This is a genomic window from Corynebacterium sp. 122RC1 (assembly GCF_024580955.1).
Taxonomy (GTDB): domain Bacteria; phylum Actinomycetota; class Actinomycetes; order Mycobacteriales; family Mycobacteriaceae; genus Corynebacterium; species Corynebacterium kozikiae.
In genome coordinates, this window is the sequence record NZ_JANIKD010000022.1 from 1 (window position 1) to 26,498 (window position 26,498).

Genomic DNA, 26,498 nt, shown 5'->3' on the forward strand with positions numbered 1-26,498 from the left:
CACTTTCCTACGCTTGGTGTAGCCACGTAAGCTCATGTTTTTCATAACCCTGGCTACACGCTTATGATTCACCGAAACAAACCCCTTCTGGGAGTTCAGTTCAGCGGTGATTCTCTTCGCACCGTAGCATCCGTTGAAGTCTGAAAAGACGACGCTGATACGGGCGCCTAGCAAGGCATCATCGCAGGCCCTATCCTCACGGCGTTTAGTGCCATCGTGCCACTTGTAGTAGGAAGACCTGTTGACATCAAGGACCTTACACATCCGCTTGACCGAGTATTCGGTGCGGTGGTCTTCAACAAACTGGAAGCGGATCACCAGTTTGTCTCTGCCGCGAAATATTTCATAGCCTTCTGCAGGATCTCTCGCTCTTCACGCAGCCTAGCGTTTTCCTTTTCGAGTTCGCGTATGCGTTGTGCGTCAGAAATCTCTTGGGCTTGCTTTGCTAACCGCTTGGTGCGGGCTCGCTTGCCGGTACCGAGTGCCTTCACCCAGCCGTGCAATGTGGCTCGATTAATACCGAGATCGCTCGAAGCCTGCTGCAAGGAAAGACCCAGATTGTCCTCATAGAAGGCAACCGCATCCCTTTTGAACTGCTCGTCATAGCGTTTCGCTGACATGGTGGTAGATTACCTTTCCCCCAGCCCGACTGAGCTGAGATTGGGTGTCTACCTAACGGGGGTCAGGTCCCCCCAACCTGGGCCAAGAAAATGGCATGAGTGCAGACACCATCAGTTGGTGGACACTCACCCCGTACGCACTGGCTGGTTTGGTGTTCGGCCCGATCGCCGGCATGCTCGCGGCCAAGTTTGGGTACCGCAGTATTCTGCAAGTTGGTCTCGTCGGAACGTTCTTGGGCCTGCTCGCAGCGATTTTCCTGGTCGATTCCCCCACCCCCGCCGTGCTCCTGGCGCTGTCCGTGTTCATCGGTGTGACCTACGCTGGCACCGCAAACATCATGCTCAACGGCCTGGGCATCGTTCTGAGCCCCGCAGACAATCAGGGCTACCTGCCGGGCATGAACGCAGGCGCTTTCAACCTCGGCGCGGGGCTGAGCTTTGCCATCCTGTTCGCCGTGCTCAACGCCAGCGGCTATGCAATGGGCATCACCGCCGGCGCAGTCATCCTGGGCTTGGCGTTCGCGGCGTCGCTGCTGATCCCAAGGCCTGAGTCGCTGCAGGATAACACTACCGACGCCACCATCACAGCTCACTAACTCATTGGCAGAAAGGAACCCCTCATGAGCACAAAAATCATTTTGGACTGCGACCCCGGCCACGACGACGCCGTAGCCATCATCCTCTCGCTCGGCAGCCCGGAGATCGACTTGCTAGGCATCACCACCGTGGGCGGCAACCAGACGTTGGAGAAGGTCACCTACAATGCTCGCCAGGTGTGCACGGTGGTTGGCAAGCAGGCGCCCATTTACGCCGGTTGCACCCGCCCCCTGGTGCGCCCCGTGGAGGTGGCGGAATCCATCCACGGCGAGACTGGCATGGAAATCCATAACTTTGAGTTGCCCACCCCCACCGTGGATGTGGAAGACAAGCACGCGGTGGACTTCATCATCGAAACCGTGATGAGCCATGAGCCCGGCACCGTCACGCTCGTGCCCACCGGCCCGCTCACCAATATCGCGCTGGCTGCCCGCAAGGAGCCGCGCATCGTGGAGCGGGTAAAGGAGGTGGTCCTCATGGGCGGTGGCTACCACACGGGCAACTGGTCGGCCGTGGCGGAATTCAACATCAAAATTGATCCAGAGGCGGCGCACATTGTGTTCAATGAGCCCTGGCCCGTCACCATGGTTGGCCTGGATCTCACCCACCAGGCGCTTGCCACCGCGGAGGTGGAGGAGGAAATCCGGCAGATCGGCTCCACTGTTTCCGAGTTCACCGTTGGGCTGTTTGGCTACTTCCGCCAGGCCTACAAAGATGCCCAGGGCTTTGACGATCCCCCAGTTCACGACCCCTGCACCGTGGCCTACCTCATCGACCCCACAGTGTTCACCACACAAAAGATGCCTATTGACGTAGAACTCCATGGCGCCTTGACCACCGGAATGACTGTCGCAGATCTTCGTGCGCCAGCCCCCGCCGACTGCCACACCCAGGCCGCTGTAGAGCTGGACCACCGCAAGTTCTGGGACCTGGTGATCCGCGCGATTAAGGAACTTTCCTAGGGCGCGACTTAGGGCGCTGTATGGCGTTGGTGGGCTTGGATTTGGGCGTTGGTCGATAGCCTGAAGTCGATAGGACAGCGCGTTGGTCGATAGGACGGCGGATTTGGGGGAAAATCGCGTCCTATCGACTTTTGTCTATCGACCTCCGCGCACAAGCCTCTACAAGCGCACCAGTCTCGCAGCCCGCCGCCAACGGGGGTACAGCGGCCATAATGGCGCCAGCAGCAGTACAATCCGTGGGCATGAAGGCACTTGTAATTGTTGATGTTCAAAATGACTTCTGCCCCGGTGGCAGCTTGGGCACCGAACGCGGCGCTGACGTAGCCGCGGCGATCACCGAATACGCCCGCGGCGACCACGGCTATGACTATGTGGTGGCCACCAAGGACTGGCACATTGACCCAGGTGAGCACTTTGAGGTCTGGCCCGTTCACTGCGTAGCTGGCACGTCTGGCGCGGAGTTTCACCCAAACTTGCAGGTGGAAACCGATGAGGTGTTTTACAAGGGCCAGTACACCGCCGCCTACTCCGGTTTTGAGGGGGCTAGCGAAGCTGGGGAGTCCATGGAGGAATGGCTCACGCAGCGCGGTGTGACGGAGCTGGACGTGGTGGGCATTGCCACCGACTTCTGCGTGAAAGCCACCGCGATTGATGGCCTAGAAAAGTTTCAGGTCCGTGTACTCACGGACCTGTGTGCCCCCGTTGCTGACGAGGCTGAAGCGTTTGCGGCGCTAGCCGCCGCTGGTGCTACCGTGCAGCCAGCAGACGCTTAATCTCCTCAAGCTCGGTGCGGCGTTTGCGGGAGCGCAGCACGCCCACCACGATCACACCTACTACTGCAGCGGCCACGCCAGCCAGGATCTTCTGTGCTTGTGGGTCCTGCAGCTTAGCGGAGGCTTGCACCTTTGCGTCTTCAACGAGGTTGGCTGGCTTGGAGCGGTCTGCGATCTCGTCCAGCGTGCTTGCAAGCTGACGGCGGGTGCGTTCGATTTCGCGCTGAATATCTTCCAAATTGCGTGCCACGGGCCTAGATCTCCTTGAGTCTTTGTTCTAAAACGAGCGGTGCCACTCGCCTGGCAGCGCAGGAACACTGGCGTGCAGCGCACCTTCGCTCAAGCTGTTGCTACCTTAACCCTTTCTACCTTAACCCCTCATGCCGGTATCCTGTGGAACATGAGTGAAAATGTGCGTCTTGAACCAGGCCAAAAAGCCCCAGCGTTTACGTTGATCAACGATGCAGGCGAACAAGTCTCCCTCAGCGACTTCGCCGACCAGCGGGTTATCGTGTACTTCTACCCCCGCGCCAACACCCCCGGCTGCACCAAAGAAGCCTGCGACTTCCGCGATAACGTGGAGGAGTTTGACGCGGTGATCGGCATCTCCCCGGACACCCCTGACAAGCTGGCCGCGTTCCGCAGCGACCACAGCCTCAACTTCCACCTCCTTTCCGACCCGGAGAAGGAAACCATGAAGGCCTACGGTGCTTTCGGTGAGAAGAAGAACTACGGCAAGATCGTGGAGGGTGTGATCCGTTCCACCTTCATTGTGAACAAGGGCGTTATTGAAAAAGCCATGTATAACGTGCGCGCCACCGGCCACGTTGGCCGCGTACTCAAAGACTTCCGCGCCTAACACCCTCCCCGAAAGAAACCACAACCCCATGCCCAAAACCGACCTCCAGGCTGAGCTGGCAGAAGAGATTCTCCTGCCACGGCGTAGGCCGGCCCAACAGCGTTCACGGGAACGCTTTGAGCGCATGCTCGCGGCGGCCCGCAGCGTGTTGGTAGAGCACGGGTTTGAGTCGTTCACGTTTGATGAGGTGGCAAAGCGCGCGGAAGTGCCCATCGGTACCCTGTACCAGTTCTTTGCCAACAAGTATGTGATGATCTGCGAGCTGGACCGCCAAGATACTGCGGCAACCATCGCCGAATTAGAGCGCTTTGCCACCCAGGTCCCGGCCCTGCAGTGGCCGGATATCTTGGATGAGTTCATTGACCACCTCGCCGATCTGTGGCGGGCGGACCCTTCCCGACGCGCCGTGTGGCACGCTATCCAATCCACACCCGCAACCCGTGCGACCGCCGCGCATACCGAGCAGCCGGTTCTGGAATTGCTCGCTACTGCCCTGGCCCCGCTTGCCCCGCAAGCCACGCCCGAGGAACGCGTCGAGTTGGCTCGGCTGTTGGCGCACACGCTCACCAGCTTGCTGAATTACGCGGCGCACGATTCCGCCGAAGAGCTGTTCTCCTCCAGGGTGAAAGAAATCAAGCGGATGCTTGTGGCCTACCTGTTTGCCGTTGCCGCAGGATAACCACCTGAGAACCGCTCCTCCCCTGGCAGCGCTAGGGGGATGGGGCGCTGGGGGCGTCGGAAAGCATGCAAATTGCGGTGGCGAAGGGGCCGTCATGGCTAATGCTCACCTGGGCCACGCTGTGCCCGCTGAGTTTGGCAACCTCGCCGCGCAGCTCGATGTGGGGGCGGCCCCAGCGATCCGGCACCACCTCAATTTCGGCGAGGTTGAGTGCTTGCTCGGAAAGTGCCGGAGGCTCGCCGTAATTGGCGGCGCTCCAAGCTTTAATGAAGGCCTCCTTGGCGGCCCAGCGGCCCGCAAGGTGCTCGTCCTTGCGGGGGTGGTCCGCGGCAAGGCGCAGCTCGCGGGGGCTAAACACGGTGTGGAAGCGGGAGCCCGGGAGTGCGAGTTGCTCAGCGAAGCTGGGGATGTGGACCAGATCTATGCCAACAGTATTGGCGGCACCATTCATGCCCCACAGCTTAACCGCTCGTGGCGCCCGCTACGGCTTGGGGATGTTGCGGAGGTTGGAGGTGGCGAGGTCGAGCATGTGGCCCACGCCGCCGTCGAACACCGTTTTCACCGCGGCCTTGCTGAAGCCGGTGAGCATTTCCATGGTGATGTGCGGCGGGATGGAAAGCGCGTTCGGGTCGGTGACAATGTCGATGAGCACCGGACCTTCGCAAGCGAACGCCTCACGGATTTGGGTGCGCGCCTGGGCGGGGTCGGTGATGCGCACGTGCTTGATTCCCACCGCCGCTGCGATCGCCGCAAAGTCCACTTGCGGGTGATCCGTTTGGAACTCAGGCAGGCCCTCCACCATCATTTCCAGCTTCACCATGCCAAGGGAAGAGTTGTTGAACACCACGATCTTGGTTGGTAGCTCGTGCAACTTCACGGTGAGCAGTTCCCCGAGCAGCATGGCCAGGCCGCCATCACCGGAGAAGCTCACCACCTGCCGGGAGGTGTCCGCAGCCTGGGCCCCGATCGCCATTGGCAGCGCATTTGCCATGGTGCCGTGGCGGAAGGAACCGAGCATCTCGCGGGCGCCGTTTGGAGTGACGTAGCGTGCTGACCACACGTTGCACATACCGGTGTCCACCGTGAAAATGGCGTTGGGTGCGGCTTCCTCATCAATAATGTTGGCAATGAACTCGGGGTGGATTGGCGTGTGTTGTTCCACATTGGAGGTGTAGGCCTCCACCACGTCCTTGAGTTTTTTGTGGTGCAGCTTCAGCATCTTGTCCAAGAAGCTGCGGTCTTGCTTTTCCTCCAGGTGGGGCAGGATGTTTTCGATGGTGGCGGCGACGTCACCCACCACAGGGGTGGACACCTTGGTGCGCCGGCCAATGTGCGAGGCATCGATGTCTACCTGCGCCACGTTTCTGGTGGGCAGGAAGGAGTTGTACGGGAAGTCCGTTCCCAGCAGGATCACCAAGTCCGCCTCGTGGAGCGCTTCGTGGCAGGCACCGTAGCCTAGGAGACCAGACATTCCCACGTCAAAGGGGTTGTTGTGCTGGATATACATCTTGCCACCGAGCGCGTGCCCAACCGGCGCTTTAACCTTCTCCGCGAGCGCCATCACCTCTGCGTGAGCATCCTTGCAGCCAGCGCCGCAGAACAGTGCCACGGTTTCCGCCTCATTGATGGCCTGGGCCAGGCTGGCGGCCTCACGCGGATCGGGATACACCACAGGCCGGCCGGCGGCGATCTTGGAGGCGCTGAACACGGCCTCAGCGGCGTCCTGCTGCGACACATCACCAGGAATAACCAGCACAGATACACCCTTGCCACCGACGGTGGACTGAATAGCGTGGTGCAGCACCCGCTCGCCCTGCTCGGCGGAATTCACCATCTCGCAGTAACCCGAGCACTCAGCAAAAAGCTGCTCAGGATGGGTTTCCTGGAAGAACGATGAGCCAATCTGCACGGAAGGAATATGGCTCGCGATTGCCAGTACTTTAGCGCCGTTACGGTGGGCGTCGTAAAGCCCCTGCACCAGGTGCGTGTTGCCTGGGCCGCACGAACCCGCGCACACCGCGAGCTCCCCCGTGACCAGTGACTCCCCCTCCGCCGCAAACGCCGCAGCCTCCTCATTGCGCACGTGCACCCACTCGATACTGGAGCGCCGCACCGCATCCACGATGGGGTTCAGGCTGTCACCCACCAAGCCATAAATCCGCTTGACCCCCTGCGCCTCGAGGGTTCTCACGAGCTGATCCGCAAAATTCTTCGCCATTGTGACGCTGCCTTTCTGGTTCGGTTTGAGTGTGCGTACCCCCAGTGTCCGCCCAACCTACCCCAAGGCGCCACCGAATGCTTCAAATTCACAGCTCGCGGTGCTGTGTGCACTGCGCAACACTTCCAAGTGCGTTCCGACGTCACCGCGCAGCCCACAACCTTTCCGTACACCTTGCCCACTCGCTTCCAAGCGGGACCCCTAAGGCCTACCAATGCCGCAGCCCCCTCACCCGCACGTACGGGCACTGGGAGGTGCCATGCTTCGACACCTGTGATGGCAAGCAGGACCCCCAATTCCTCGGGGTCAAACGAATGAAAATACACACGTGCCGGAGGCCAGATTCCGGCTTCAACACGGTTGTGAAATCTTATAGACAACGATCACCTTTTCATAAGGGATACTCAGGCTTATCACTCTCACCACCGCTCAGCCAGCACACACCACGCAAAAGCCCCCCACCAGTGAGAACCTGATTCTTCAGGCCAACCGATGGGGAGCTCCTCGTGCATTGCCTACCGGGGGTCTACCACCAGCACGCCGTCAACGAGGCGGGCGCTCTCGTGCAGCAATACCGCTGCTTCAAGCTCCTTGTTGCTCGCCGTGCCGAGGTTGCGCTCCACCGGGCGCTGGTACAGCTCGCGGGTGCCGTACATGCCTTCCAGGATCGCGCGCTCACCAGCGGCTTCACGGGCGGCAGCGGTGGCCTGCCACTGCGCAGCCTGCGCACCGAGCGCTTCCACGAATGCCTGCGGGTGCACCAAGGCAATCAGGGCTGAGACGTGGCCAAAGCCCAACGACGTCACCAAGCCGGCCTTTGGCGCCACCGGCAACTTAAGCGGCTGGCGCAGCCACACCAGGTGCTCGTTGCCCGCCAGGACGGGGTCCACACAGTCCAGTGCGTAGTTCGGTGGGATCACACCGCCGCGGAGCACCTGGGTGAGGCCCACCAACTGGAAGGCGGCTGCGCCGCCCTTGGCGTGGCCGGTCACGGTCTTCTGGGAGATCACATACAGGGGGTTGCCCTGACTGCGCCCAATTGCTGTGGCAATGCGCTCGTGCAGGTCAGACTCGTTGGGGTCATTGGCGGTAGTGGAGGTGTCGTGCTTCGACACCACCGCGATGTCATCAGCACTCACGCCGAGCTTTGCCAGTTGCTTTGCAAAGCGGGACTCCACCCCGCCTCGTGCCGCCCCCAGCGCGCCAAGACCCGGCGCGGGGATGGACTGGTGGGCGCCGTCGGCAAAGCTTTCCGCGAAGCCCACTACCGCCAGAACCGGCAGGCCGAGAGCTGCGGCCAGGGAGCCGCGGGCCAGCAGGAGGGTGCCACCACCGGCAGATTCTACGAAGCCGCCGCGGCGGCGGTCGTTTGCCCGGGAGAAATAGCGGTGCTCGATGCCCTTGGCCTCCATGTCAAAGGAGTTGGCGGTCGCGGCCATGTCACCAAAGCCCGTGATGCCTTCAATGGAGAGGTCGTCGTAGCCGCCGGCCACCACGAAGTCAGACTTGCCCAACTTGATCTTGTCCACGCCCTCTTCCACGGACACCGCGGCGGTGGCGCAGGCTGCAACTGGGTGGATCATCTGGCCGTAGCCACCCACGTAGGACTGCATCACATGCGCTGCCATCACGTTTGGCAGGGCTTCCTGGAGGATGTCGTTCTGGCGTGGCTCTGCCAACAGGCCGTCGATGTAAAGGGAACGCATGGACTCCATGCCGCCCAGGCCGGTGCCCTGAGTGGAGGAGACGCGGGCGGGGTGCAGCTCGCGCAGCAGCTCTGCTGGGGTGAAGCCTGCGGTGAGGAATGCCTCCACCGTGCAGACGATGTTCCACAGCGCCACGCGGTCCAGATTGTCAATCATGTCCGCTGGGATGCCGTACACCGCTGGGTCAAATCCCTCTGGGATTTGGCCGCCCACGAAGCGAGTCATGGTCATGCGACGTGGCACACGCACCGCAGAGCCGGCCTTGCGGGTGACGATCCACTCCCCTGTTTCCTCATCCAGGTAAGCGGTGGTGGTCTCCGGCTCAGAATCCACAAAGGTCTTGGCGGTTTGCTTGTCCGCAACGCTGAAGCTCAGGTCTTGGTCCAGGTAGACGGTGGTGAGCTCTGGTGCGAGGTTGTCCACCATGCCAAAGTCGTCGTGGTAGCGGCGCACGCCCACGCGGGCTAGCACTTCGTCGTGGAAGCGATCAAAGATGTCTGCCTCTTCCACTTCGTTTTCTTCGGCGTCGAACCAGCCGTTGTCCCAGTGGACAAGGCCCATGCTCCAGGCGAGTTCCAGCACGCCTGCCGCGGTGAGGTCCCCGCTGAGCTCCGCTTCAAAGCGGGTGCGGGCAGAACCGTATGGGCCGAGCTCGCCGGCACCAACCACAACCACCATGTCTTCAAGCGATTCACTTACTTGACCGCCAAAGTCTGGCGCCTGTGCCGCTGCTGCACGAGCACCGGCCAGGTTTGGCAGCGCCGCGATAGTACGCGGTGCCTCCTGCGCCTCAGCCGGCTTCGCCTCAAGCTGGCGCGCAAGCTCCGGCAGATTGATGTCTGACTCCCCGAGCCCGCCTGTGGCGTCTACTTCCACGGGACGCTGGGCGGCGTCGGCACGCACCTGCTCGCTGACCTGGCTGATGAGGATGTCTGCCATCTCTTGTGTGGAGAAGGTGCGCACGCCTGCGGCTTCCACGGCGTCCACGAGTGGGTCGTTGCCACCCATCAGGCCGGTGCCGCGCACCCAACCGATGAGGACGTGGACCAGGGAGGTGTCACCCTGCCATGCGGTTTCTGCGTTCCAACGGGTGACCAGCGCGTCCAGGGCGGCCTTGGATTCGCCGTAGGCGCCATCGCCGCCAAAGCGACCACGGTTTGGCGAGCCCGGCAGCACCACGTGGAGGCGCTCGCCAACGTGGGTGTCTTTGCCCAGGGTGGAAAGGCCGGCGATGAGGCGCTCCACGGACCACAACAGCAGGCGCATCTGCATCTCTGCCTGCGGGCCTGCATCCGCGAGGGAGCCAGAAACCCGAGGGGCCGCGAAGGGGAACAGCAGCGTTGGCACAAGCGCGGGCTTGAGCACCTTCTTGGTGCCATTGACCGTTGCGGTTTGCTCGGTGCCAATCCATTCAATTACCGCGTCCAGATCCGCAAAGGAGCTCAGGTTCGCGGGCACCACCCACAGCGCGGCATCGCCCTGCGCATGGGTACGGTAGAGCTTCTTGTAGAACTCCAGCCTGCCGGTGGAGGAGGTGGTGACCACCACAGTTGCGCCTCCGGCCAGGAGCTTGCCGGCCACTGCCGAGGCAATAGAGTTCGGGGAGGCGCCGGTAATCACAGCAACGTCGCCCGCGTACTCTGTGCTGGTTGCACGTGCCTGCGCCGCCAGCGCATTAAGGCCAAAGTATTCGGCTTGCTTAGCTACAACCTCGCCGGCGCCGGTCACGTTTACCTCATCAGCGGAAAGCTCACCGATGGCAACGCGGGTGACGTCTTCACGCGCAGACGCCCAGCGGTCGTCCAACAGCACGGCCTTGTTCGCGTCGAACACCGGCGCCACCTGGCGAGGCCAATCCGAGCCCAGCTCCCGAGCAACCAGATCAAACAGGGCTTGGTCTGCGTCATCCTCCAGATCCTGCGCCGCCGGTGCGTCCAGGCCCAGGGTGGACAGGATGGTACGGGCAGTCGCAGCGAGCACGCCTGCTTTGCCCGTGACCTGCTCCGCGAACTCACCAAGCGCTGCGGAATCCACCACACCACCGGCGCCACCACCGGCGGTAGGCAGCCCCACGGTAACACCACGGGCAGCGGCAACTGCCTGCACCGCCTGGTCAATCACCTGGTCAAGTTCTGCTGCGGAGCCAGGGATTGGCAGGGTTGCCAGGTCTCCTCCGCGTAACGACGCTCCCTCGCGGGTGCCCATCACAACGGCAGCCACGGCGTGGTCTGCCCATCCTTGGCCAAGCCCCCAAGTACCGGTGACTCGCTCAGCCACATAGCCCGGGCGCTTGCCGGTGGGCCCTGTGATCCTGCGGAGTGCATCGTTGGCGGCGTCGGAAAGCACCGGACCAAATGCTGCATAGCCCTTGGCCATCTTGGTGACCGTGTTCTTGAGGTCGCCGAGCTCTGCGTCAGCGGCGCCGTCGATGGCGCCCAAACCGAACTCCACACCGAGGTCCAGCAAGAGTTGGTTGCGGCGGGAAGAAACGCCCTCCACCAGCGTCTCGATGGAATCGGTGGCACCCATCTGGTCCGGGCGGACCTTGGTCCACAGGGCGATGAGCATCTCCGTGGCATCGGCTGGGGTGAAGGTGATGTCCGCAGGGGTTTCACCAGCAGGCGCGGTGGGAACTGCTGGCGTTGGGGATGCTGCTGGTGTTGGGGTTGGCTCTGCGGGTGCCCCGGATCCAGCTTCAACCTCAGCTTCTCCCTCAGTCTGCTCAACCTCGCGTACCACCTCATCCAAGGCGAAGACCACCTGGGAATCGCGTTCAACGTTGAGAATCTCCAGCTCACGGCCCGGGTACAACGCCAACGTCTGGGCCATCATGTTGGCCAGGGTTGGCGACTGCCCCACACCCACCTCCACGAAGCGCTCCACATTCATCTGCAACAACAGGTCCTGCGTCTCAATCCAGCGCACCGGGGAGGCAAACTGCCAGGCCAACAGCTCCACCAGCAAGGTACGGGCAAGGCGGCTTGGGTTGGCAAGCTCTTGCTCAAAGTTGGCCAGAATATTGTGGATGATCGGGGCGTCCACCACCTCAACGATGGACTCGGCGAACTCTCGGGTGAGCTCGAATGGGCGCGCCACGAGGTTCGGAATGTAGCGGCCAACCAGCACGTCCAGTTCTACCTCTGCTGGCAGGAGGGAGTCCAAGTGCTCGCGGAAGGCGTCCACGCCGTCCAGCAGGTGTGTGGAGTGGAATGGAACGTCGATGCCCGGGATGCGGATGTAGGCGCGCTGGCCAGGGGCCTTGGCCTCAGCATCGGCTTCAAGGGCCTTCAAACCAGCAGCCGTGCCGGCAACCGCGTACTGCATACCGGCGAGGTTGTAGTTCACGATCTCCAGGAACTCGCCAGACTCCTGTGCCACGGACTGCACGTAGTCAAACACGCTGTCTGCGCCAAGGCCCATCTTGTTGGGGCGCAACGCAGCCAAACCGTAGTTGGAATTGCCCTGCTCATCGCGCTCCACCAGGCGGTGCATGGTCAAACCGCGCTGGTAGACAATTTCCACCACGTTTTCTAGGGAGAGCACCTCTGCGTAGGCAGCGAGGGCGTTGTACTCACCCACTGAGTGGCCGGCAAAGTATGCGCGCTGGTTCAGTGCGTGCGCCTCGCGCATCTGCGCGATCTGCGCCACGCCCAAGGTTGCCATTGCCACCTGGGTGAACTGGGTCAGGAAGAGCACACCGTTGGGGTGAGAGAAGGTCTCGCCCGCAACGCGAACCTCAGTGGGGTTGTTCTGCACGATCTCCAGAACGGAGAAGCCCAGTTTGTTGCGGGTGTGGCGATCAGCGCGATCCCACACCTCGCGGGCAGCGGCGGACTGCTGACGCGCCTGCATGCCCATGCCTGGGTGTTGAATGCCCTGGCCGGGGAAGGCATAGAAGGTTTCCGGCGCCGCGAGCACAGCGGTGGCGGTAAGCACTACCTGGCCATTCACGGAGGCAGTGACCTCACGGACCTCGCCGTGGCCAGGGCGGGTGTCAATCCCGGTGCGCTCCACCGAGAACTCAATTTCCTCACCCGGCAGCACTGGGGCGAGCATCGTGGCGGTGTATTCCACAATGCGCCCGGCGTTGCTGCCCGCTCCCGCTCCAGCACCAGCACCAGCGATGAGCTCCGCAATCGCGGAGGTCCACATGCCGTGCACAATCACACCATGCGGCAGGCCCGCGAGCTTTGCCGCGGTATCGGAGACGTGGATTGGGTTGCGGTCACCGGACACCACCGCGAAGCTGTGCATGGATTCCGGCGCGGTGACCTTGGCAAAGTTTCGGTGGGAATGCGGTGCATCCACCACGGAGGGCAGCGCGGAGGTGTTGGTGCGCGCCACGGCGTCGCCGCGGCGGCCACGGATCGCCATGCGCTCGGAAAGCTTGGCCAGCGGGGTGCCATCCATGCTGATTTCCGCGCGGATCACCACGATGCGCCCGATGGTGGTATCCGTGACCTCCTCGGCACGCGCGGTGACCTCCAGGGTGTGCTCGCCCTGCAGTTCCAGCTCGCGCAGCATGGTGATGTGGTGCTCCAGGTGGACCAGGGAAAGCATGCCCTCCACCACCTTGCCGCCCTGGGCATGGCGCACAGCGTTGAAGATCGCAGGCCATGCTTTGCCCACCAGAACGTCTGGCGCGGTGCCTCGGGTAGCCAAATCCGACGGCAGGTAGCCGGCGGTCACGGAGTTGTAGTCAGCAATGTCCGCGGCGGTGATCGTGGTCCGCCAGTGTGCCTGGCCATCGCGCATTTCACCCAGGTCACCGCCCGCTGCCACGCGGGTGAGCTCGGCCATTGCGGCCTCAGCATCTTCCTCGGTGACCTCCGGCACTGCAGCGGTTTCGCCCACAGTGAAGCGGATCTTCAGCTCGGTGGCGGTGCCTGCCGGCGTGGAGCCGAACAGCGGCACGGTGAGCAGCGCATGGGTGGCGTCGGTACGCTCCACCGTCGCCCCGGAAGGGTGGCGCCCGTCGGTCCACTCTTCGGGCGCGCCAATCGCACCTGCGAGTGAAGCGATGTTGCGGCCAGCCCAGTAGGTGCCAGCGGCGTTGATCACGCGCGCAACAGGATCGAGCTCCAACTCCTGCGGGGCCTCATCAGAGGCGGCGGCCACGCGCTCAATGGAGGTCTGGTTGAAGCGTTCCAGCAGCTCAGCCACGGGCTCATCAGCGCGGGTGATGCCAGCCACGGCGGCGATGCCGGGGATGATGCCCACCTGATCAGCGCTGTAACGCGCGTCTTGCGACTGCCACAGGGAATCCGAACGCCACCAACGGCGCACATCCTGATCAATCACGGGCACGAAGTTCACCGGCTTGCCAGGGGTGCGGCAGAGCTTGAGGAACCACGCGACGTCGGCAGGGTGCAGCACCTGATCCAGGTTGAATCGCTCCAGATCCTCCACGCTGGTGGCGGTGGGCTCAAACTCGCCATGATCTTGGCTGATCAGGCGGGCCTCGGTGCGCTCAATCATCTCGGTGAAACGGCGCTGCCAGCTCGCGTCCGTCCACTCGCCCTCGTACGGCCCGGAAATCTCCAGGTAGCGCTCAAGCCACTCGCGGTAGGTCATCGCGGCGACGTCTCCAAAGTACGGCTTCGCAGTCTTCGCGATCGCGGCAATGATCTCATCCCTACGCTCAGCAACAGCGGCAGCATCACCCGCAACCTCGTCGAGCAGGCGCCCGGCGCGGGCAAAGGAGTTGTCAATTTCATGGATGTCTGCACCCAACTGGGAGCGTCCCGACGCCATCCCGTTTTGCTGCCCACCTGCAGGGACCCAATCAGCCGAGCCCTTGGTTTCCACCAGCAGTTGTTTCACCGCCGGGGAGGTCTTGGCCTCCTTGGTTGCCATTGCTGCGGTGCCGATGAGGATGGCGTCCACCGGCATGGCTGGCAGCTCGTAGCGAGCGGCCCACTGGCCGGTGATGTATTCCGCGGCATGCTCTGGGGTGCCAATACCGCCGCCCACCGCGAGGACTACGTTCTCATGGGCACGGATGTCTGAGTAGGTGGCAATGAGCAGCTCATCGAGATCCTCCCAAGAGTGGTGGCCGCCAGCCTTACCTCCCTCAACCTGCAGGATCACGGGGATCTCCGGGACTTCCTTTGCCACGGCGAGCACCGCATTGATCTGTTTTACGGCACCGGGCTTAAAGGCAACCCACGGGAAACCGCTCGCACGCAGCTCTTTGACCAAAGCCACGGCTTCATCGCGCTCAGGCATGCCGGCGGTGATCACGATGCCGTCAATCGGTGCACCGTTTTCCCTGGCCTTAGGCACAAGGCGCTTGCCGCCGATCTGCATCTTCCACAGGTACGGGTCCAGGAACATTGAGTTGAACTGCGCGTTCACACCTGGGTTGAGCAGGTCCGTGAGCTTTTGGATGTTTGCCTCCAAAATCTCCGGGGTGACCTGGCCGCCACCGGCCATTTCCGCCCAGTGGCCAGCGTTTGCCGCTGCGGCAACGATCTCTGGGTCCACGGTGGTGGGGGTCATACCGGCGAGCACCATGGGGCTGCGGCCGGTGAGTTCGGTGAACTTGGTGACCAATCGTGGCTTACCGTCCACCGTGACCACCTTGGGCGCGAACTCCGCGTAGGCCTTCGGGAGGGCTGGCGCCTGGCCGGCGTCGAAAAGCTTCGCCTGCCCGGCAGCGCTGCACACATTGAAGCTCGCACCGCCGGTACCGCGAAGTGCCTGTTCAGTGAGCTTCACCACCCCGGTGTCCGGACCCAAGTCCAGAATCCAACGGGCGTTGGTGCTCGCTACCTGCGCGGGCCAGTCCACGGGGTTCACCATCACGTCCGCGGCGGCGGAGCGAGCGAGCTCGGCGTCGAGGCCTGCTGCCTGCGCCCACGCAACAACCTGCTCCACGGCCGGCTGCAGCGCCGGGTGGTGGAAGCCCACCTGGATTGGCAAGGCGGTGATCTGCGGATTGAATGCGCTGCCGCCGCGCTGCTTGGTCTCCACAGCCTTGGCATCCTTCTTAGCCTGGGCTTCAAGGATTCGGATGACGCGCTCGTTGTCTTCGGGGCGCCCGACCAGCACGAAGGTATCGCGGGTGTTGCGCAGGCCGATCACTGGGGGGACGTCGCTTGGGTGGGTTTCGTATGCGGCGTTAATTGCGTGTTGGAGCTGTTCGCGGGTGATGCCAGCGATGGAAATCATTGGCTTGTGTTCACCGTTTGCCACGAGGCCGCTAACGCGCGCCTGGCGAGTAATCGCCGCGCCGATGAGCTGCGCAATCGCCAGCACCTCGCTGGCACGAGTGAGGTCCTTGAGCGCATGCACGCCGAGCACGCCCTGGGAATGGCCGATCGCGGGGGCTTCCACATCAAGCCCCTGGGCCTCGAGCACATCCAAGGTGGCGAGCTGGGTCACCAAAATACCGGGCACAGACACCGCTGCCGCGGCAGTATCAGGAGCTTTGCCCGCTTCCAGGTCAGCCCATTTGAGCGGCTCAAAGCCGAAGGGGCGCGAACCTGCGATTTCATCAGCAACGGGGGCGAGCAGCTTGTGCGCTTCCTCCACTATTGGAGCCACCGTGCGGCCGGCACCTTGTGCCACATGTGCGCGCAGGGTATCCAGCCAGGCAAAGCCCTGGCCTGCGAAAGCGAGCGCGAAAGGTTGCTGGTCAAAGCTGCCCACCAGGCGGTTGGTGCTTTTTGCGTGATCAGTCACCGCGAGTTACTCCTCTAGTGTTTTTCCAACGCATGCGGATGCACGCGAAATTGTTTCGACATACAAATATGCCACAAAAGGTGAGGGTTTTGTCATATTTTGCGCCCGTGTGCGCGGCGCTTTGTGAGCACAAACCTCATCCGCCATTTCAGGTGTCCGAGGTCACTCTACTCCTCATGGGCAGCCGGGCGGCGCGCGTGGGGATGGGGTGGCGTCGGGGTGACGTCGGGGTGACGTCGGCACGCGCAAGCGCACGCGGGACGCGCTAGCATTGCCCCATGATTACCGTGATTCAGCCGGACACCGGCGTGCCGCTTGAACGCTTTGCCACGTGGATCGCGCGAGCAGGCCAGGATTATCACGTGATCCCACTGCAGCACCGGCCAGTGCCCACACTTGATGAGTGCGGCGAGGCGATCATTGTGCTGGGCGGGCGCGGCAACGCCATCGACGCTGAGGCCTCCCCCTTCCTGCCGGCACTCTACGATTTGCTGCGTGAGGCCGTGGCGAGCGACGTGCCCGTACTGGGCATTTGCCTGGGCCACCAGATCCTGGGCCACGCTTTTGGCGGCACCGTGACCACCGGCCACCCCACCCAAGGTGAGGAAGGCGCCTACGAAGTGGCGCTCAACGAATCCGGGAGTTCAGACCCCCTATTCCAAGGCCTAGACGCACAGTTCACCGTGGCGGAGTCCCACCACGACGTTGTGGAGATCCTCCCCCCGAACGCCACCCTCTTAGCGAGTTCACCGACGTGCCCCAACCAGGCGTTTCGCATTGGCAGCGCTGTGGGCGTGCAGTTCCACCCCGAAGTCTCCCCCACCGTGATGGCCCGCTGGACCGCCGGTGATGGCGGCGACGGCCCCCGCATGCTCAGCGAGATGGAGGCAGTAGACCAGGAAGTGGCGCGCAGCGGCAAGGCGATTGCCTATAACTTTGTAAGGCTTCTAAGGGCCTAGCTGGTGAAGGAGCGTGGCTACTGGTCGAGCTGGAATGCCGCGGTGACTTCCTTACGGCGCCAGTGCTCCACGAAGAAGGAAAGGAATGGGATGGTGCCTGCCAGCGCGGTGACCACCCACTTCACCGGCTCCCAACGCGCCTTCACGCCAAGGTTGAGTGTGGTCACCAAGTAAACCATGTAGAACAGGCCATGGACCTGGCCAATGTAGTGTGCCCAGGTGGGAATATCCATGCCGAGGAGGTACTCGCAAATCATGCGAACAACCAGGACGAGCAGCCATACACCGGTGATCCACGCGGCAATGGAGAACCACGTCAGCGCCTGGCGCACGCTCTTTTTACGTTCTGGGTGGATGGTGGTCACGATCCCTGCTCCTTATTCCTAGTTGTTGTACTTAGTTGTTGTGTCTCGTAGGACGGTTGAGCTCATTGAATTCTTCCACGCTTAGCGTAGTGCGCTTAGGAAGAAAGGACTCATCCAACGCCGTCTGTTTTGGAACCACCACCGGCTTATCCTCCCGCGTGGCATTCTCATACTCCATAAACTTCCGGTACGCGTACACAAAGAACGCCCCAAAGAACGGCCACTGCAGTGCATAGCCTAAGTTCTGGAAGGTCCCCGAACCAGATTGGAAGCGCGTCCATTGCCACCAAGCCAACCCCAATGTAGCCGCCACTAGCACTGCAAGGAACACCACATGCCACGCACGCACCCGCAACTTGCGCTTAGGCGGCTGGGTGGTGGTTACGGTTGTTGTGGTTATTGGGGTGGGTTCGGTTTGCCCGGTGTTTCCGACGTGTCCGGCATCTCCGGCGTCTCCGGCGGATTGGTTGGGTGGGGTTTCCTTGCGTTGTTCCACACACCCACCATAGCCTTTTGCCTGTAATAAGCCCGAACCCCGGCTTGCCGCCACATGATTTCGCCCCAAGCATGTGCGGCAGGTATGATGCTCCAACAGGCGCCCGTGGCGGAATTGGCAGACGCGCTGGATTTAGGTTCCAGTGTCTTATGACGTGAGAGTTCAAGTCTCTCCGGGCGCACTCTTACAACCCCTCGCTAGCTGTGTTTTTGCAGGTTGGCGGGGGTTTTCCTTTTTCAAGGTAAGGCGATTTAAGGCCATTTAGGGTGATTTGTGGTGTGGCATGTCGTGGAATTGTCGTGGGATTGCCGTGGATGCGCTCAAGTCCAGGACTAAGGCAGGCGGTCGGACTCAACACCTTAGGATTCGGCTAAGCACAGTAGTACCAGAGCAGTACTACCAGTGCGCCCCTATCGCGTTGGTCGCCAGCGGATGACATGCGACACGGCGAGACACCGCCCTGACCGGTTGCGGCGGTAGCTTGGGCCGCCAAAGACTTTGCAACAACAATTCAGCACACTGAGTGCTCAGGATCATCAACAACTACAACGAAGCAGCGAGCTTTTGACTCACCAGTGCATTCAGTGAAATACCTTCCACCCCGGCCTCGATGACAAGACGGCGGTGCAATGTGGGCGAAATCCGAACATTAAATCTCCCGGAGAACTTTTGGCCCCCAAGTGGCTCCGGCACCTTCTCCCCGTTGGCCTCCACATCTTCAACAACCACACTGACGAGCGCAAATAGCCCCTGCTCAGCTTGTTGGCGATCCGGATCCAGTAACGCGTCAGGTTGGGGAGCTTCCCAAAGAGCTCGTCCGCCACCGGCGTCCCTTCAAACGGGGGCTGCTCCCTCTCCCCTACTCCGCGCTGTTCAGGGTTTCGATGATCGGTACCAACTGGGCAAGCGCCTTGGCGCGGTGGGAGATGGCGTTCTTTTCTTCAGGGGAAAGTTGTGCTGATGAGCGCCCGTCTCCATCAAAGGGACGGAAGATGGGGTCGTAGCCAAAGCCGTTTTCGCCCACCGGTTCCCGCAAGAGCTCGCCTTCCCAACGGCCCTCCACCACGAACTCCTGGCCATCCGGCGTGACCAGCGCACAGACAGAGACGAAGGCCGCGTTGCGGTTAGCCATATCTTCCATTTGGTGGAGCACCAGGGCGTTGTTGGCGTCATCACCGTTACCGGACCACCTTGCCGAGAGCACGCCGGGCATGCCGCCCAGCGCCTCCACGCAGAGCCCGGAGTCGTCGGCAATGCTCGCCAGACCACTAGCAGCAACCCCCGCGCGGGCCTTGATCAGCGCATTTTCCGCGAAGGTGGCGCCGTCTTCCTTTGGTGATGGGTGGTCACCCAAAGGGACAATTTCCGCCGGCAGGATAGCCTGCAGCTCCTTGAGCTTCTTCGGGTTGTTGGAGGCAATCAGGATTTTCATGCCTGCCCCAGCACTGCCCGCTGGGCTGCGATGAGCTCCTGGCAGCCCTTCTCGGCGTAATCCAGCATGGTGTTCAGGGTGTCGCGACCAAAGGTGTTGTGCTCGCCGGTGCCCTGGATTTCTACGAACTGCCCGTTGGCGGTCATCACCACGTTCATGTCCACCTCAGCGCGGGAGTCTTCTTCATACGGGAGATCAAGGCAGACGTTGCCGTCGATAAGTCCCACCGAAACAGCCGCAACCGGAGGCAGCAGTGGCTCGCCCGGCACAACCCCCTGCGCCTTGAGGTGCGCAATTGCATCCGCGAGGGCCACGTAGGCGCCGGTGATGCTTGCGGTGCGGGTGCCGCCGTCGGCCTGGAGGACGTCGCAGTCAATATTGATGGTATTTTCCCCAAGCTGACTGAGGTCTACCGCCGCGCGCAGGCTGCGGCCCACTAGGCGGGAAATCTCGTGGGTGCGCCCCTTGACCTTGCCCCTCATGGACTCGCGCGGCATGCGCTCGTGGGTGGCGGCGGGCAGCATGGAATATTCCGCGGTGAGCCATCCTTCCCCGGAGTCTTTTTTGAAGCGCGGCACGCCAACCTCAGCGCTTGCGGTGCACATCACGCGGGTGTTGCCGTATTCAATGAGCACAGAACCCGCGGGGTTGGTGGTAAACCCGCGGGTAATTTTGACGGTTCGCAGTTGGTCCTGTGCGCGCCCATCGGCGCGGGTGAAAGCAGTCATGGGATACAGGATACCCGCTGCTAGAGCTCAAGCTGCATCCCTGAGGTGCCCAGCAGTACCTCGCCGGCAAACTCCGCGCGTGCCGCAGCAAGTGCTTCTTCGGGGTCGCCCCACGGCGGAATATGCACCAGGACCAGCCGCTTCACCCCTGCACGCTGGGCAATTTGTCCTGCCTCAGCGCCGGAGAGGTGCATGTTTTCCACTTTTCCCTCACTGCTCGCACCCCAGGTGGCCTCACAGAGGAACACATCCGCATCCCTGGCGCAGGCCACCAGCTCCTCCGTGGGCGCGCTATCACCCGAATAGGCCAGCACCGCTCCCTCATGCTCCAGGCGCAGGGCGTAGCTTTCCACCGGGTGAACCGTTGGGAACGGGGTGACGGTGGTGAGATCCACCAGTTCCGGCTGGTGCGCCGTCCACGGGGTGAAAGCAAAGGTGTCACTCAGTGACTCTTGCTGCCCAGGGGTATCCATTGCACCCAGGTGGCGCTCCGTGTCCGCCGGACCAATGCACAGGTTGCGGCTCTTCGCAGGTGCCTCGGGGTGGAACCGGCGCCACACTAGCAGCGAGGGAAAATCCAAACAATGATCGGGGTGCAGGTGTGTAAACAACACATGTGCATCCGTGGGGTCCTGCAGTTCCTGCAGCTTTGCCAACGCGCCTGGCCCCAGGTCAAGCACGATGCTCGGCGCGCCTGGGATCTCCACCAAGTATCCGGAGGCAGGGTTGTTGGGTGCGCCCACGCTTCCGGAGCTTCCAAGGATTGTGACCTTCATGCCCAAAACTCTGCCATGAATGAAACCCGGATGTGCAACAGATTGTGGAACATTACACCCCGCGAGCATTACCGACGTGCGTCACATGCGGCCCGAGGAATCGTTGCGCAAGTGCGGCGAAGTGTTCCGGGTCCCCAGTGGCCTCAAACGTGTGTTGCACCGGTTCCCCCTCTTGGGCAAGGAGATCTTGCTGGCTGAGCAGTTTGAACACATCCTTTGCGGTTTCCTCCGCGGAGCTCACCAGTTGCACGTGATCCCCCATGGCGAGCTGGATCACTCCAGAAAGCAAGGGGTAGTGCGTGCAGCCCAACACCAAGGTATCCACCCCCGCTGCCTGCAACGGCTCCACATACCCCTCCGCCACCTGCAGCACTTGACGCCCCGCAGTAATACCGCGCTCCACAAAGCTCACAAAGCTCGGGCAGGCCTGCGCGAACACCTCCACCTCGGGGTTCACTTTGGCGAACTCCTGCTGGTAGGCGCCGGAGGCAATGGTGCCTTCTGTGCCAATCACACCCACCTTGCCGTTGCGGGTGCTGGCCAGAGCGCGACGGACCGCGGGGGAAATCACGCCCACCACGGGGACCTCGTAACGCTGTTGAGCTTCCTCCAACATGGCGGCGGTGGCGGTATTGCAGGCTATCACCACCATTTTGCTGCCGCGGGACACGAGTTCGTCGGAAAGTCTCAGGGAAAGCCGGCGCACTTCTTCCGTGCTGCGCGGGCCGTAGGGGGCGTTGAGGGTGTCGCCGATGTAGGTGATCGATTCCCCCGGGAGCTGGTCAATGAGCGCGCGGGCCACGGTAAGCCCGCCCACCCCGGAATCAAAAACGCCGATACTCATTGCGGTTGAAACCCTGCTGGGGATACTGCTGTGGGTACTGCGGATACTGCGGAAATTGTTGTGGATACTGCTGCGGAGGCAGCTTTTGGCGCTTCGGTGGGTCGTCGGAAGTGATGATCGCGCCGGCGATGATACCGCCGATCGCCCCGAACAGGTGCGCCTGCCAGGACACACCGGCCTCGCCGGGCAGCACGCCCCAGATGAGGCCGCCGTAGAAGAACGCCAGGACAACGCCCAAAACCACTTGGCTCAGTGAGCGGTTGAAGATGCCGCGGATCACCAGGTAGCTCAGCCAGCCGTAAATGAGCCCGGAGGCGCCCACGTGATTGGTGCCAATGCCGCCGAACACCCAGGTGCCCAGACCGGCAACCACCGTGACAATGCCAGTGACCTCCCAAAACGCGCGAGGCCCGGAGCGGGAAATCAGAAAACAAAACAGCGCACCCGGCAGTGTATTCGCCATAATGTGGCTGTAGCTGCCGTGGATCAGCGGTGCGGTAAAGATGTGCCACAGGCTGGTGACGTCCCAGGGTTGCACACCCAAAAACAGCAGGGCACCACCCGCATTCAGCAGGTGCACACCCCAAATGAGCACCACATATCCAATCGCGTACTTCACTTCTCTCCCCTACGAGATGGCCTAGTCCATGTCCATTGCGTGCAACAAGGACTCTTGGTTGAATGCCAGCCATTCAACTACGTCGGCGTCACCACCGCTCGCGGCGATGTACAGCCGAATATCATTCAATGCACCCAGCCACGCGCCGGCCTCCTGCTCCGGCACCACGATCTCCGCGCCGTCTTGCAAGGCATTGACCACTAGGGTGAGCTGCTCAATCTTGGTGCGGCAAATGTCCGGCTCATGCAAGGAACGCAGCATTGAGGCCTCGCCCTCAAACTCCTCCTCGCCTTCGCGCTCAAAATCCGGCAGCAAACGGGCAAGCCCTTCATCCTCAGGCGCTTCCTTGTGGCCGGACACCATGCCGGTGAGCTCCGCGAGCTCATCCTTCGGTGCAGACTGCACGCGCTGGATTAGCGCCTCTACCACGGTAACGGCGAGCTCGCCGAGCACTTGGCGCTCGTATTCCTCCAACACGCAGGTGTAGCGGGGCTCCCTCATGAGCCCCTTCTTGCGCTTCCACGCTTGCACAGTAGGTATTCCCCTTTATTTCAATTCGTGTGAATCGTTATCCAGCTTGCTGCATGGTTGCCCACAGTCCAGCCTTGTGGAGCTTTTTCACGTCTGCTTCCACTTTGTCTTTTTCCCCGCTGCTCACCACGGCTTTGCCCTCGGTGTGGACTTGCATCATGAGTTCGGTGGCACGCTTTTTGGAAAAGCCCAAAATGGTTTGGAACACGTAGGTGACGTAGCTCATGAGGTTGACGGGGTCATCCCACACGATGCACATCCACGGCAAGTTTTCACTCGTTTCAACCCCGAGTTCCACCCGCTCATCCAGCTCTGGGGTGGCCATTGGTGAAGACATGGTCACGTTCATGCAACACAGCCTACCCGCAATACGTTTAAGCTGATGAGTGTGAATTCAACGGCGCTCCTAACAGATATGTATGAACTGACCATGCTTGAGGCCGCCCTCGCTGACGGCACATGGTCACGCCAATGCACCTTTGAGGTGTTTGGCCGCAAGCTCCCCGGCGAACGCAGGTACGGCGTTGTTGCAGGTACAGCCCGCGTCTTGGAGGCAATTGAGAACTACCGCTTCACCGAAGACCAGCTCAAATCCCTAGACTTCCTCTCCGAGGGCACGCTGGATTTCCTGCGCAAGTACGAGTTCTCCGGGCAGATCGACGGCTACCGCGAAGGCGAGCTGTACTTCCCCCACTCCCCAATCCTGACAGTGCGCGGCACTTTTGCTGAGTGCGTGATCCTGGAAACGGTAATCCTTTCCATCATGAACGCGGATTCCGCGGTGGCAACGGCCGCAGCCCGCATGGTCACCGCCGCCGATGGCCGCCCAATCATCGAGATGGGTTCACGCCGCACCCATGAGCGCGCCGCGGTCACTGCCGCCCGGGCCGCCTACCTCGCTGGGTTCGTCGGCACCTCCAACCTTGAAGCCGCACACCGGTACGGCATTCCGAGCTCCGGCACCGCCGCGCATGCGTGGACGCTGCTGCATGTCAATGAGGACGGCTCCCCCAACGAGGCCGCGGCATTCCGCTCTCAGGTGGAGACTTTGGGCACGGACACCACGCTGCTGGTGGATACCTATGACATTTCGAAGGGCGTGCAAACCGCAATCGAGGTGGCCGGCCCCGAACTAGGTGCGGTGCGCATCGACTCCGGAGACTTGGGCGTGATGACCACCCGCGTGCGCCAGGAACTCGACGAGCTCGGCGCCTACAACACCCGCATCGTCGTGAGCTCTGACCTGGATGAATACGCCATCGCGGGCCTGCGGGCCAACCCTGTGGATTCCTTCGGCGTGGGCACCTCAGTGGTCACCGGCTCCGGCCAGCCAACCGCAGGTATGGTCTACAAGCTGGTGGAAGTGGACGGACACCCGGTTGCCAAGCGTTCCCGCAACAAGGGCATGATGGGCGGCACCAAACGCGCCGTGCGCACCCACCGCCAGTCCGGCACCGCCGTGGAAGAGCTGGTGTTCCCCTTCCACCATGAGATTCCGCAGGTAGGCAGCCTGAACTCCTACGAGCTCACGGTACCGCTGATGCGCGACGGCAAGATTGTAGAAGGCCAGCCGACGCTGGAGGAATCCCGCGCCTACCTGGCCTCCCAGTTGGTCACGCTGCCTTGGGAAGGCCTCGCGCTGAGCAAGGATGAGCCCGTGCTGCACACTCGCTTCGTCGGATTCGATGAGCAATAACACCGCGCTTCTCGACGCCGCCGTGGCCGCACTCGGCGGCGCCACACGCGAAGGTCAGGTTGCAATGAGCGAGGCCGTGGCCCGCAGCATGCAATCAGGACGACACCTCGCTGTGCAGGCGGGCACGGGCACCGGCAAATCCCTGGCATACCTGGTGCCGGCGTTCGCGCACGCACAGGCCACCGGCACCACGGTGGTGGTGTCCACTGCGACCATTGCCCTGCAGCGGCAGTTGGTGGAGCGCGATCTCCCCCGGCTCGCCGAGGCCCTCGAGCCGCACCTTGAGCGCAAGCCAACCTTTGCCATCATGAAAGGCCGCTCCAACTACCTGTGCATGCACAAAGTCTCACAGGGCGTGGCGGAGCCTGAAATGGATTTTGGCGGGGATGCTGGCGGAGGCGGCGGGAGCGAGGTTTCCTGGCTCGGCCGCCACGTGCAGCGCCTGTACGACTGGGCAAACGAGACGGAAACCGGAGACCGTGACCAGCTTGAACCCGGTGTTCCCAACCTCGCGTGGCGCCAGGTTTCGGTGAGCGCTCGCGAGTGCGTGGGCGCCTCCCGCTGCCCTCATGGAGACGAATGCTTTGCGGAGATCGCCCGGAAGCAGGCGAAAGACGTGGACGTGGTGGTCACCAACCATGCCATGCTGGCCATCGACGCACTCAGTGACATCAACGTCCTCCCGGAACACGACGTTGTCATCATCGACGAGGCACACGAACTCGACGGCCGCATCACCGCCGTAGCCACCACTGAAATCAGCCCCACCGCCCTCACGCTCTCTGCGCGCCGCGCCGGCAAACTCGGAGCGAACGACGAAACCCTGGTGGCGGTAGCCAAAGAGTTGTTCTTCCCCCAGGGCAGGATCACCGAACTCGACCAAGAACTCCAGGCCCAGTTGGTCCTGGTTCGCGACGAGCTGTGGAAACTCAAAGAACACATTGCGCGCACGCCCGAAGGCGAGGCGCTGAATGACCCGGAGCGATACGCCGAGCGCATTGCTCTTTCCAACCACTTGAGTGACCAACATGATGCCGTCGTTCGCGTTCTCGAAGTCAGTGAGACCGAGGATTCCCAGGATGTTATCTGGGCCACCGAAACCACGCTGTTTGTGGCGCCGCTTTCCGTGGCCGGGCTGCTGAATGCCAAGCTCTTTTCCGAGAACACCGTGATCCTCACCTCTGCCACCTTGAGCATCGGCGGCAATTTTGAGGCGATCGCCGCGAGCTGGGGTATCCCCAAGGGAACCTGGGATTCGCTGGACGCGGGAACGCCGTTTACCCCGCAAAAGTCTGGCATTCTCTATACGCCGCGGCGCCTGCCTGCCCCTGGGCGCGACGGCCTTGCCGACGCCACGCGCACCGAAATGCACGAACTTATCATGGCCGCCGGCGGGCGCACACTCGGGCTATTCAGCTCCAAACGCGCCGCCGAGGAAGCCGCCGAAGCCCTGCGCCCCCTGGTGCCCTTTGACATCTTCCTTCAAGGCGAGGACTCCACCGGCGTGCTCGTCGAGCGCTTTGCCAAGGCGGAAAACGCCTGCTTGTTTGGCACGCTCACGCTGTGGCAGGGCGTAGACGTGCCCGGCCCATCACTATCCTTGGTGCTCATTGACCGCATCCCCTTCCCCCGCCCGGACGACCCCCTGCTCCAAGCCCGCAAGGAGGCCGCTGATGCCGCGGGCCGCAACGGCTTCATGGAAGTAGCCGCTACCCATGCAGCCCTGCTGCTCGCCCAAGGTGCCGGCAGGTTGCTGCGCAGCGTGGATGATCGCGGCGTGGTAGCCATCCTGGACAGCCGAATTGTGACCGCCCGCTACGGCAGCTTCTTCCTGCGCTCGATTCCACCCTTTTGGCGCACGGAAGACGGTACTGTGGTCAAAAATGCGCTCAAGCGGCTGGTGTCACAGCGCTGAGTGTGGCCGCCTGGGCCGCAAGTGTTTGGTGTTTGCT

General features: G+C 62.2%; 23 protein-coding genes, 1 tRNA gene and 1 pseudogene. 9 read left to right on the forward strand and 16 right to left on the reverse strand.

The window, feature by feature from the left end:
• The coding region (locus tag NQ050_RS09655) for an IS3 family transposase (RefSeq protein WP_257039111.1) at positions 1 to 318 on the reverse strand (318 nt) is incomplete at its 3' end.
• Positions 315 to 620 (reverse strand): transposase, encoded by a 306-nt coding sequence (locus NQ050_RS09660; RefSeq protein WP_257039112.1) that lies wholly within the window; start codon positions 618 to 620, stop codon positions 315 to 317. The genes NQ050_RS09660 and NQ050_RS09655, both read right to left, overlap by 4 nt.
• Positions 621 to 691: 71 nt before the next feature.
• Between NQ050_RS09660 and NQ050_RS09665 the strand changes: the two are divergent.
• The 3 genes and pseudogenes from NQ050_RS09665 to NQ050_RS09675 form a co-directional block, all read left to right on the forward strand.
• Positions 692 to 1,216, forward strand: a pseudogene (locus tag NQ050_RS09665) (MFS transporter); the annotation flags it as partial.
• A gap of 24 nt (positions 1,217 to 1,240) precedes the next feature.
• Positions 1,241 to 2,179, forward strand: coding sequence for a nucleoside hydrolase (locus NQ050_RS09670; RefSeq protein WP_257039113.1), 939 nt, complete (start codon positions 1,241 to 1,243; stop codon positions 2,177 to 2,179).
• A 242-nt stretch (positions 2,180 to 2,421) separates the two neighbouring features.
• Positions 2,422 to 2,952, forward strand: a complete 531-nt coding sequence (locus tag NQ050_RS09675; RefSeq protein ID WP_257039114.1) for an isochorismatase family protein — start codon at positions 2,422 to 2,424, stop codon at positions 2,950 to 2,952.
• Here the strand turns inward: NQ050_RS09675 and NQ050_RS09680 are convergent.
• On the reverse strand, positions 2,927 to 3,202 hold the full coding sequence (locus NQ050_RS09680; protein WP_257039115.1) for a DUF3618 domain-containing protein: 276 nt from the start codon (positions 3,200 to 3,202) through the stop codon (positions 2,927 to 2,929). The two genes, NQ050_RS09675 and NQ050_RS09680, sit on opposite strands and share 26 nt — an antisense overlap.
• A 150-nt stretch (positions 3,203 to 3,352) precedes the next feature.
• Between NQ050_RS09680 and bcp the strand changes: the two genes are divergently transcribed.
• Both bcp and NQ050_RS09690 read left to right on the forward strand, forming a co-directional pair.
• A complete protein-coding gene (gene bcp / locus NQ050_RS09685; protein ID WP_257039116.1) occupies positions 3,353 to 3,811 on the forward strand; it encodes a thioredoxin-dependent thiol peroxidase in 459 nt (152 codons plus the stop codon).
• Positions 3,812 to 3,839: 28 nt separating this feature from the next.
• On the forward strand, positions 3,840 to 4,490 hold the full coding sequence (locus NQ050_RS09690) for a TetR/AcrR family transcriptional regulator (RefSeq protein ID WP_257039117.1): 651 nt from the start codon (positions 3,840 to 3,842) through the stop codon (positions 4,488 to 4,490).
• 31 nt (positions 4,491 to 4,521) lie between these two features.
• Here the strand turns inward: NQ050_RS09690 and NQ050_RS09695 are convergent, their stop codons facing one another.
• From NQ050_RS09695 to NQ050_RS09705, 3 genes are all read right to left on the reverse strand, one after another.
• Positions 4,522 to 4,941 carry a holo-ACP synthase gene (locus tag NQ050_RS09695; protein ID WP_257039118.1) on the reverse strand — a complete coding sequence of 140 codons (420 nt, stop codon included), beginning with the start codon at positions 4,939 to 4,941 and terminating at the stop codon, positions 4,522 to 4,524.
• Between the two features lie 30 nt (positions 4,942 to 4,971).
• Positions 4,972 to 6,708: a pyruvate dehydrogenase gene (locus tag NQ050_RS09700; protein ID WP_257039119.1), complete on the reverse strand. Its 1,737-nt coding sequence runs from the start codon at positions 6,706 to 6,708 to the stop codon at positions 4,972 to 4,974.
• Between the two features lie 515 nt (positions 6,709 to 7,223).
• Positions 7,224 to 16,100 carry a type I polyketide synthase gene (locus NQ050_RS09705; protein WP_257039121.1) on the reverse strand — a complete coding sequence of 2,959 codons (8,877 nt, stop codon included), beginning with the start codon at positions 16,098 to 16,100 and terminating at the stop codon, positions 7,224 to 7,226.
• 278 nt (positions 16,101 to 16,378) lie between these two features.
• Here NQ050_RS09705 and NQ050_RS09710 point away from each other — a divergent pair, with 278 nt between their 5' ends.
• A complete protein-coding gene (locus NQ050_RS09710; protein WP_257039122.1) occupies positions 16,379 to 17,059 on the forward strand; it encodes a type 1 glutamine amidotransferase in 681 nt (226 codons plus the stop codon).
• A gap of 17 nt (positions 17,060 to 17,076) precedes the next feature.
• On the opposite strand, the gene NQ050_RS09715 is transcribed toward NQ050_RS09710, so the two are convergent.
• Both NQ050_RS09715 and NQ050_RS09720 read right to left on the reverse strand, forming a co-directional pair.
• Positions 17,077 to 17,424: a DUF3817 domain-containing protein gene (locus tag NQ050_RS09715; RefSeq protein ID WP_257039123.1), complete on the reverse strand. Its 348-nt coding sequence runs from the start codon at positions 17,422 to 17,424 to the stop codon at positions 17,077 to 17,079.
• A gap of 31 nt (positions 17,425 to 17,455) precedes the next feature.
• A complete protein-coding gene (locus NQ050_RS09720; protein WP_257039140.1) occupies positions 17,456 to 17,824 on the reverse strand; it encodes a hypothetical protein in 369 nt (122 codons plus the stop codon).
• Positions 17,825 to 18,019: 195 nt separating this feature from the next.
• Between NQ050_RS09720 and NQ050_RS09725 the strand changes: the two genes are divergently transcribed.
• A tRNA-Leu gene (locus NQ050_RS09725) sits at positions 18,020 to 18,101 on the forward strand.
• A gap of 362 nt (positions 18,102 to 18,463) precedes the next feature.
• Here NQ050_RS09725 and NQ050_RS11225 read toward each other — a convergent pair.
• From NQ050_RS11225 to clpS, 8 genes are all read right to left on the reverse strand, one after another.
• Positions 18,464 to 18,649, reverse strand: coding sequence for a toxin-antitoxin system HicB family antitoxin (locus NQ050_RS11225; protein WP_368734693.1), 186 nt, complete (start codon positions 18,647 to 18,649; stop codon positions 18,464 to 18,466).
• Between the two features lie 130 nt (positions 18,650 to 18,779).
• Positions 18,780 to 19,352, reverse strand: a complete 573-nt coding sequence (gene rdgB / locus NQ050_RS09735) for an RdgB/HAM1 family non-canonical purine NTP pyrophosphatase (RefSeq protein WP_257039124.1) — start codon at positions 19,350 to 19,352, stop codon at positions 18,780 to 18,782.
• Complete coding sequence (gene rph, locus NQ050_RS09740) at positions 19,349 to 20,080, reverse strand: ribonuclease PH (RefSeq protein WP_257039125.1); 732 nt, start codon at positions 20,078 to 20,080, stop codon at positions 19,349 to 19,351. The genes rdgB and rph overlap by 4 nt, the downstream gene beginning before the upstream one ends.
• A 20-nt stretch (positions 20,081 to 20,100) precedes the next feature.
• Entirely contained in the window at positions 20,101 to 20,856 is a 756-nt protein-coding gene (locus NQ050_RS09745; RefSeq protein ID WP_257039126.1) for an MBL fold metallo-hydrolase, read from the reverse strand.
• A 52-nt stretch (positions 20,857 to 20,908) separates the two neighbouring features.
• Positions 20,909 to 21,700: a glutamate racemase gene (gene murI, locus NQ050_RS09750; RefSeq protein WP_257039127.1), complete on the reverse strand. Its 792-nt coding sequence runs from the start codon at positions 21,698 to 21,700 to the stop codon at positions 20,909 to 20,911.
• Positions 21,681 to 22,319 carry a rhomboid family intramembrane serine protease gene (locus tag NQ050_RS09755; protein ID WP_257039128.1) on the reverse strand — a complete coding sequence of 213 codons (639 nt, stop codon included), beginning with the start codon at positions 22,317 to 22,319 and terminating at the stop codon, positions 21,681 to 21,683. Before NQ050_RS09755 ends, murI begins: the two co-directional genes overlap by 20 nt.
• 21 nt (positions 22,320 to 22,340) lie before the next feature.
• Positions 22,341 to 22,850: a DUF2017 domain-containing protein gene (locus NQ050_RS09760; RefSeq protein ID WP_257039129.1), complete on the reverse strand. Its 510-nt coding sequence runs from the start codon at positions 22,848 to 22,850 to the stop codon at positions 22,341 to 22,343.
• A 37-nt stretch (positions 22,851 to 22,887) separates the two neighbouring features.
• Positions 22,888 to 23,199 carry an ATP-dependent Clp protease adapter ClpS gene (gene clpS / locus NQ050_RS09765; protein ID WP_257039131.1) on the reverse strand — a complete coding sequence of 104 codons (312 nt, stop codon included), beginning with the start codon at positions 23,197 to 23,199 and terminating at the stop codon, positions 22,888 to 22,890.
• Positions 23,200 to 23,232: 33 nt separating this feature from the next.
• On the opposite strand from clpS, the gene NQ050_RS09770 reads away from it, so the two are divergent.
• Both NQ050_RS09770 and NQ050_RS09775 read left to right on the forward strand, forming a co-directional pair.
• Entirely contained in the window at positions 23,233 to 24,546 is a 1,314-nt protein-coding gene (locus tag NQ050_RS09770) for a nicotinate phosphoribosyltransferase (RefSeq protein ID WP_257039132.1), read from the forward strand.
• Positions 24,536 to 26,461, forward strand: a complete 1,926-nt coding sequence (locus tag NQ050_RS09775; RefSeq protein ID WP_257039133.1) for an ATP-dependent DNA helicase — start codon at positions 24,536 to 24,538, stop codon at positions 26,459 to 26,461. Before NQ050_RS09770 ends, NQ050_RS09775 begins: the two co-directional genes overlap by 11 nt.
• Positions 26,462 to 26,498 lie beyond the last annotated feature (37 nt).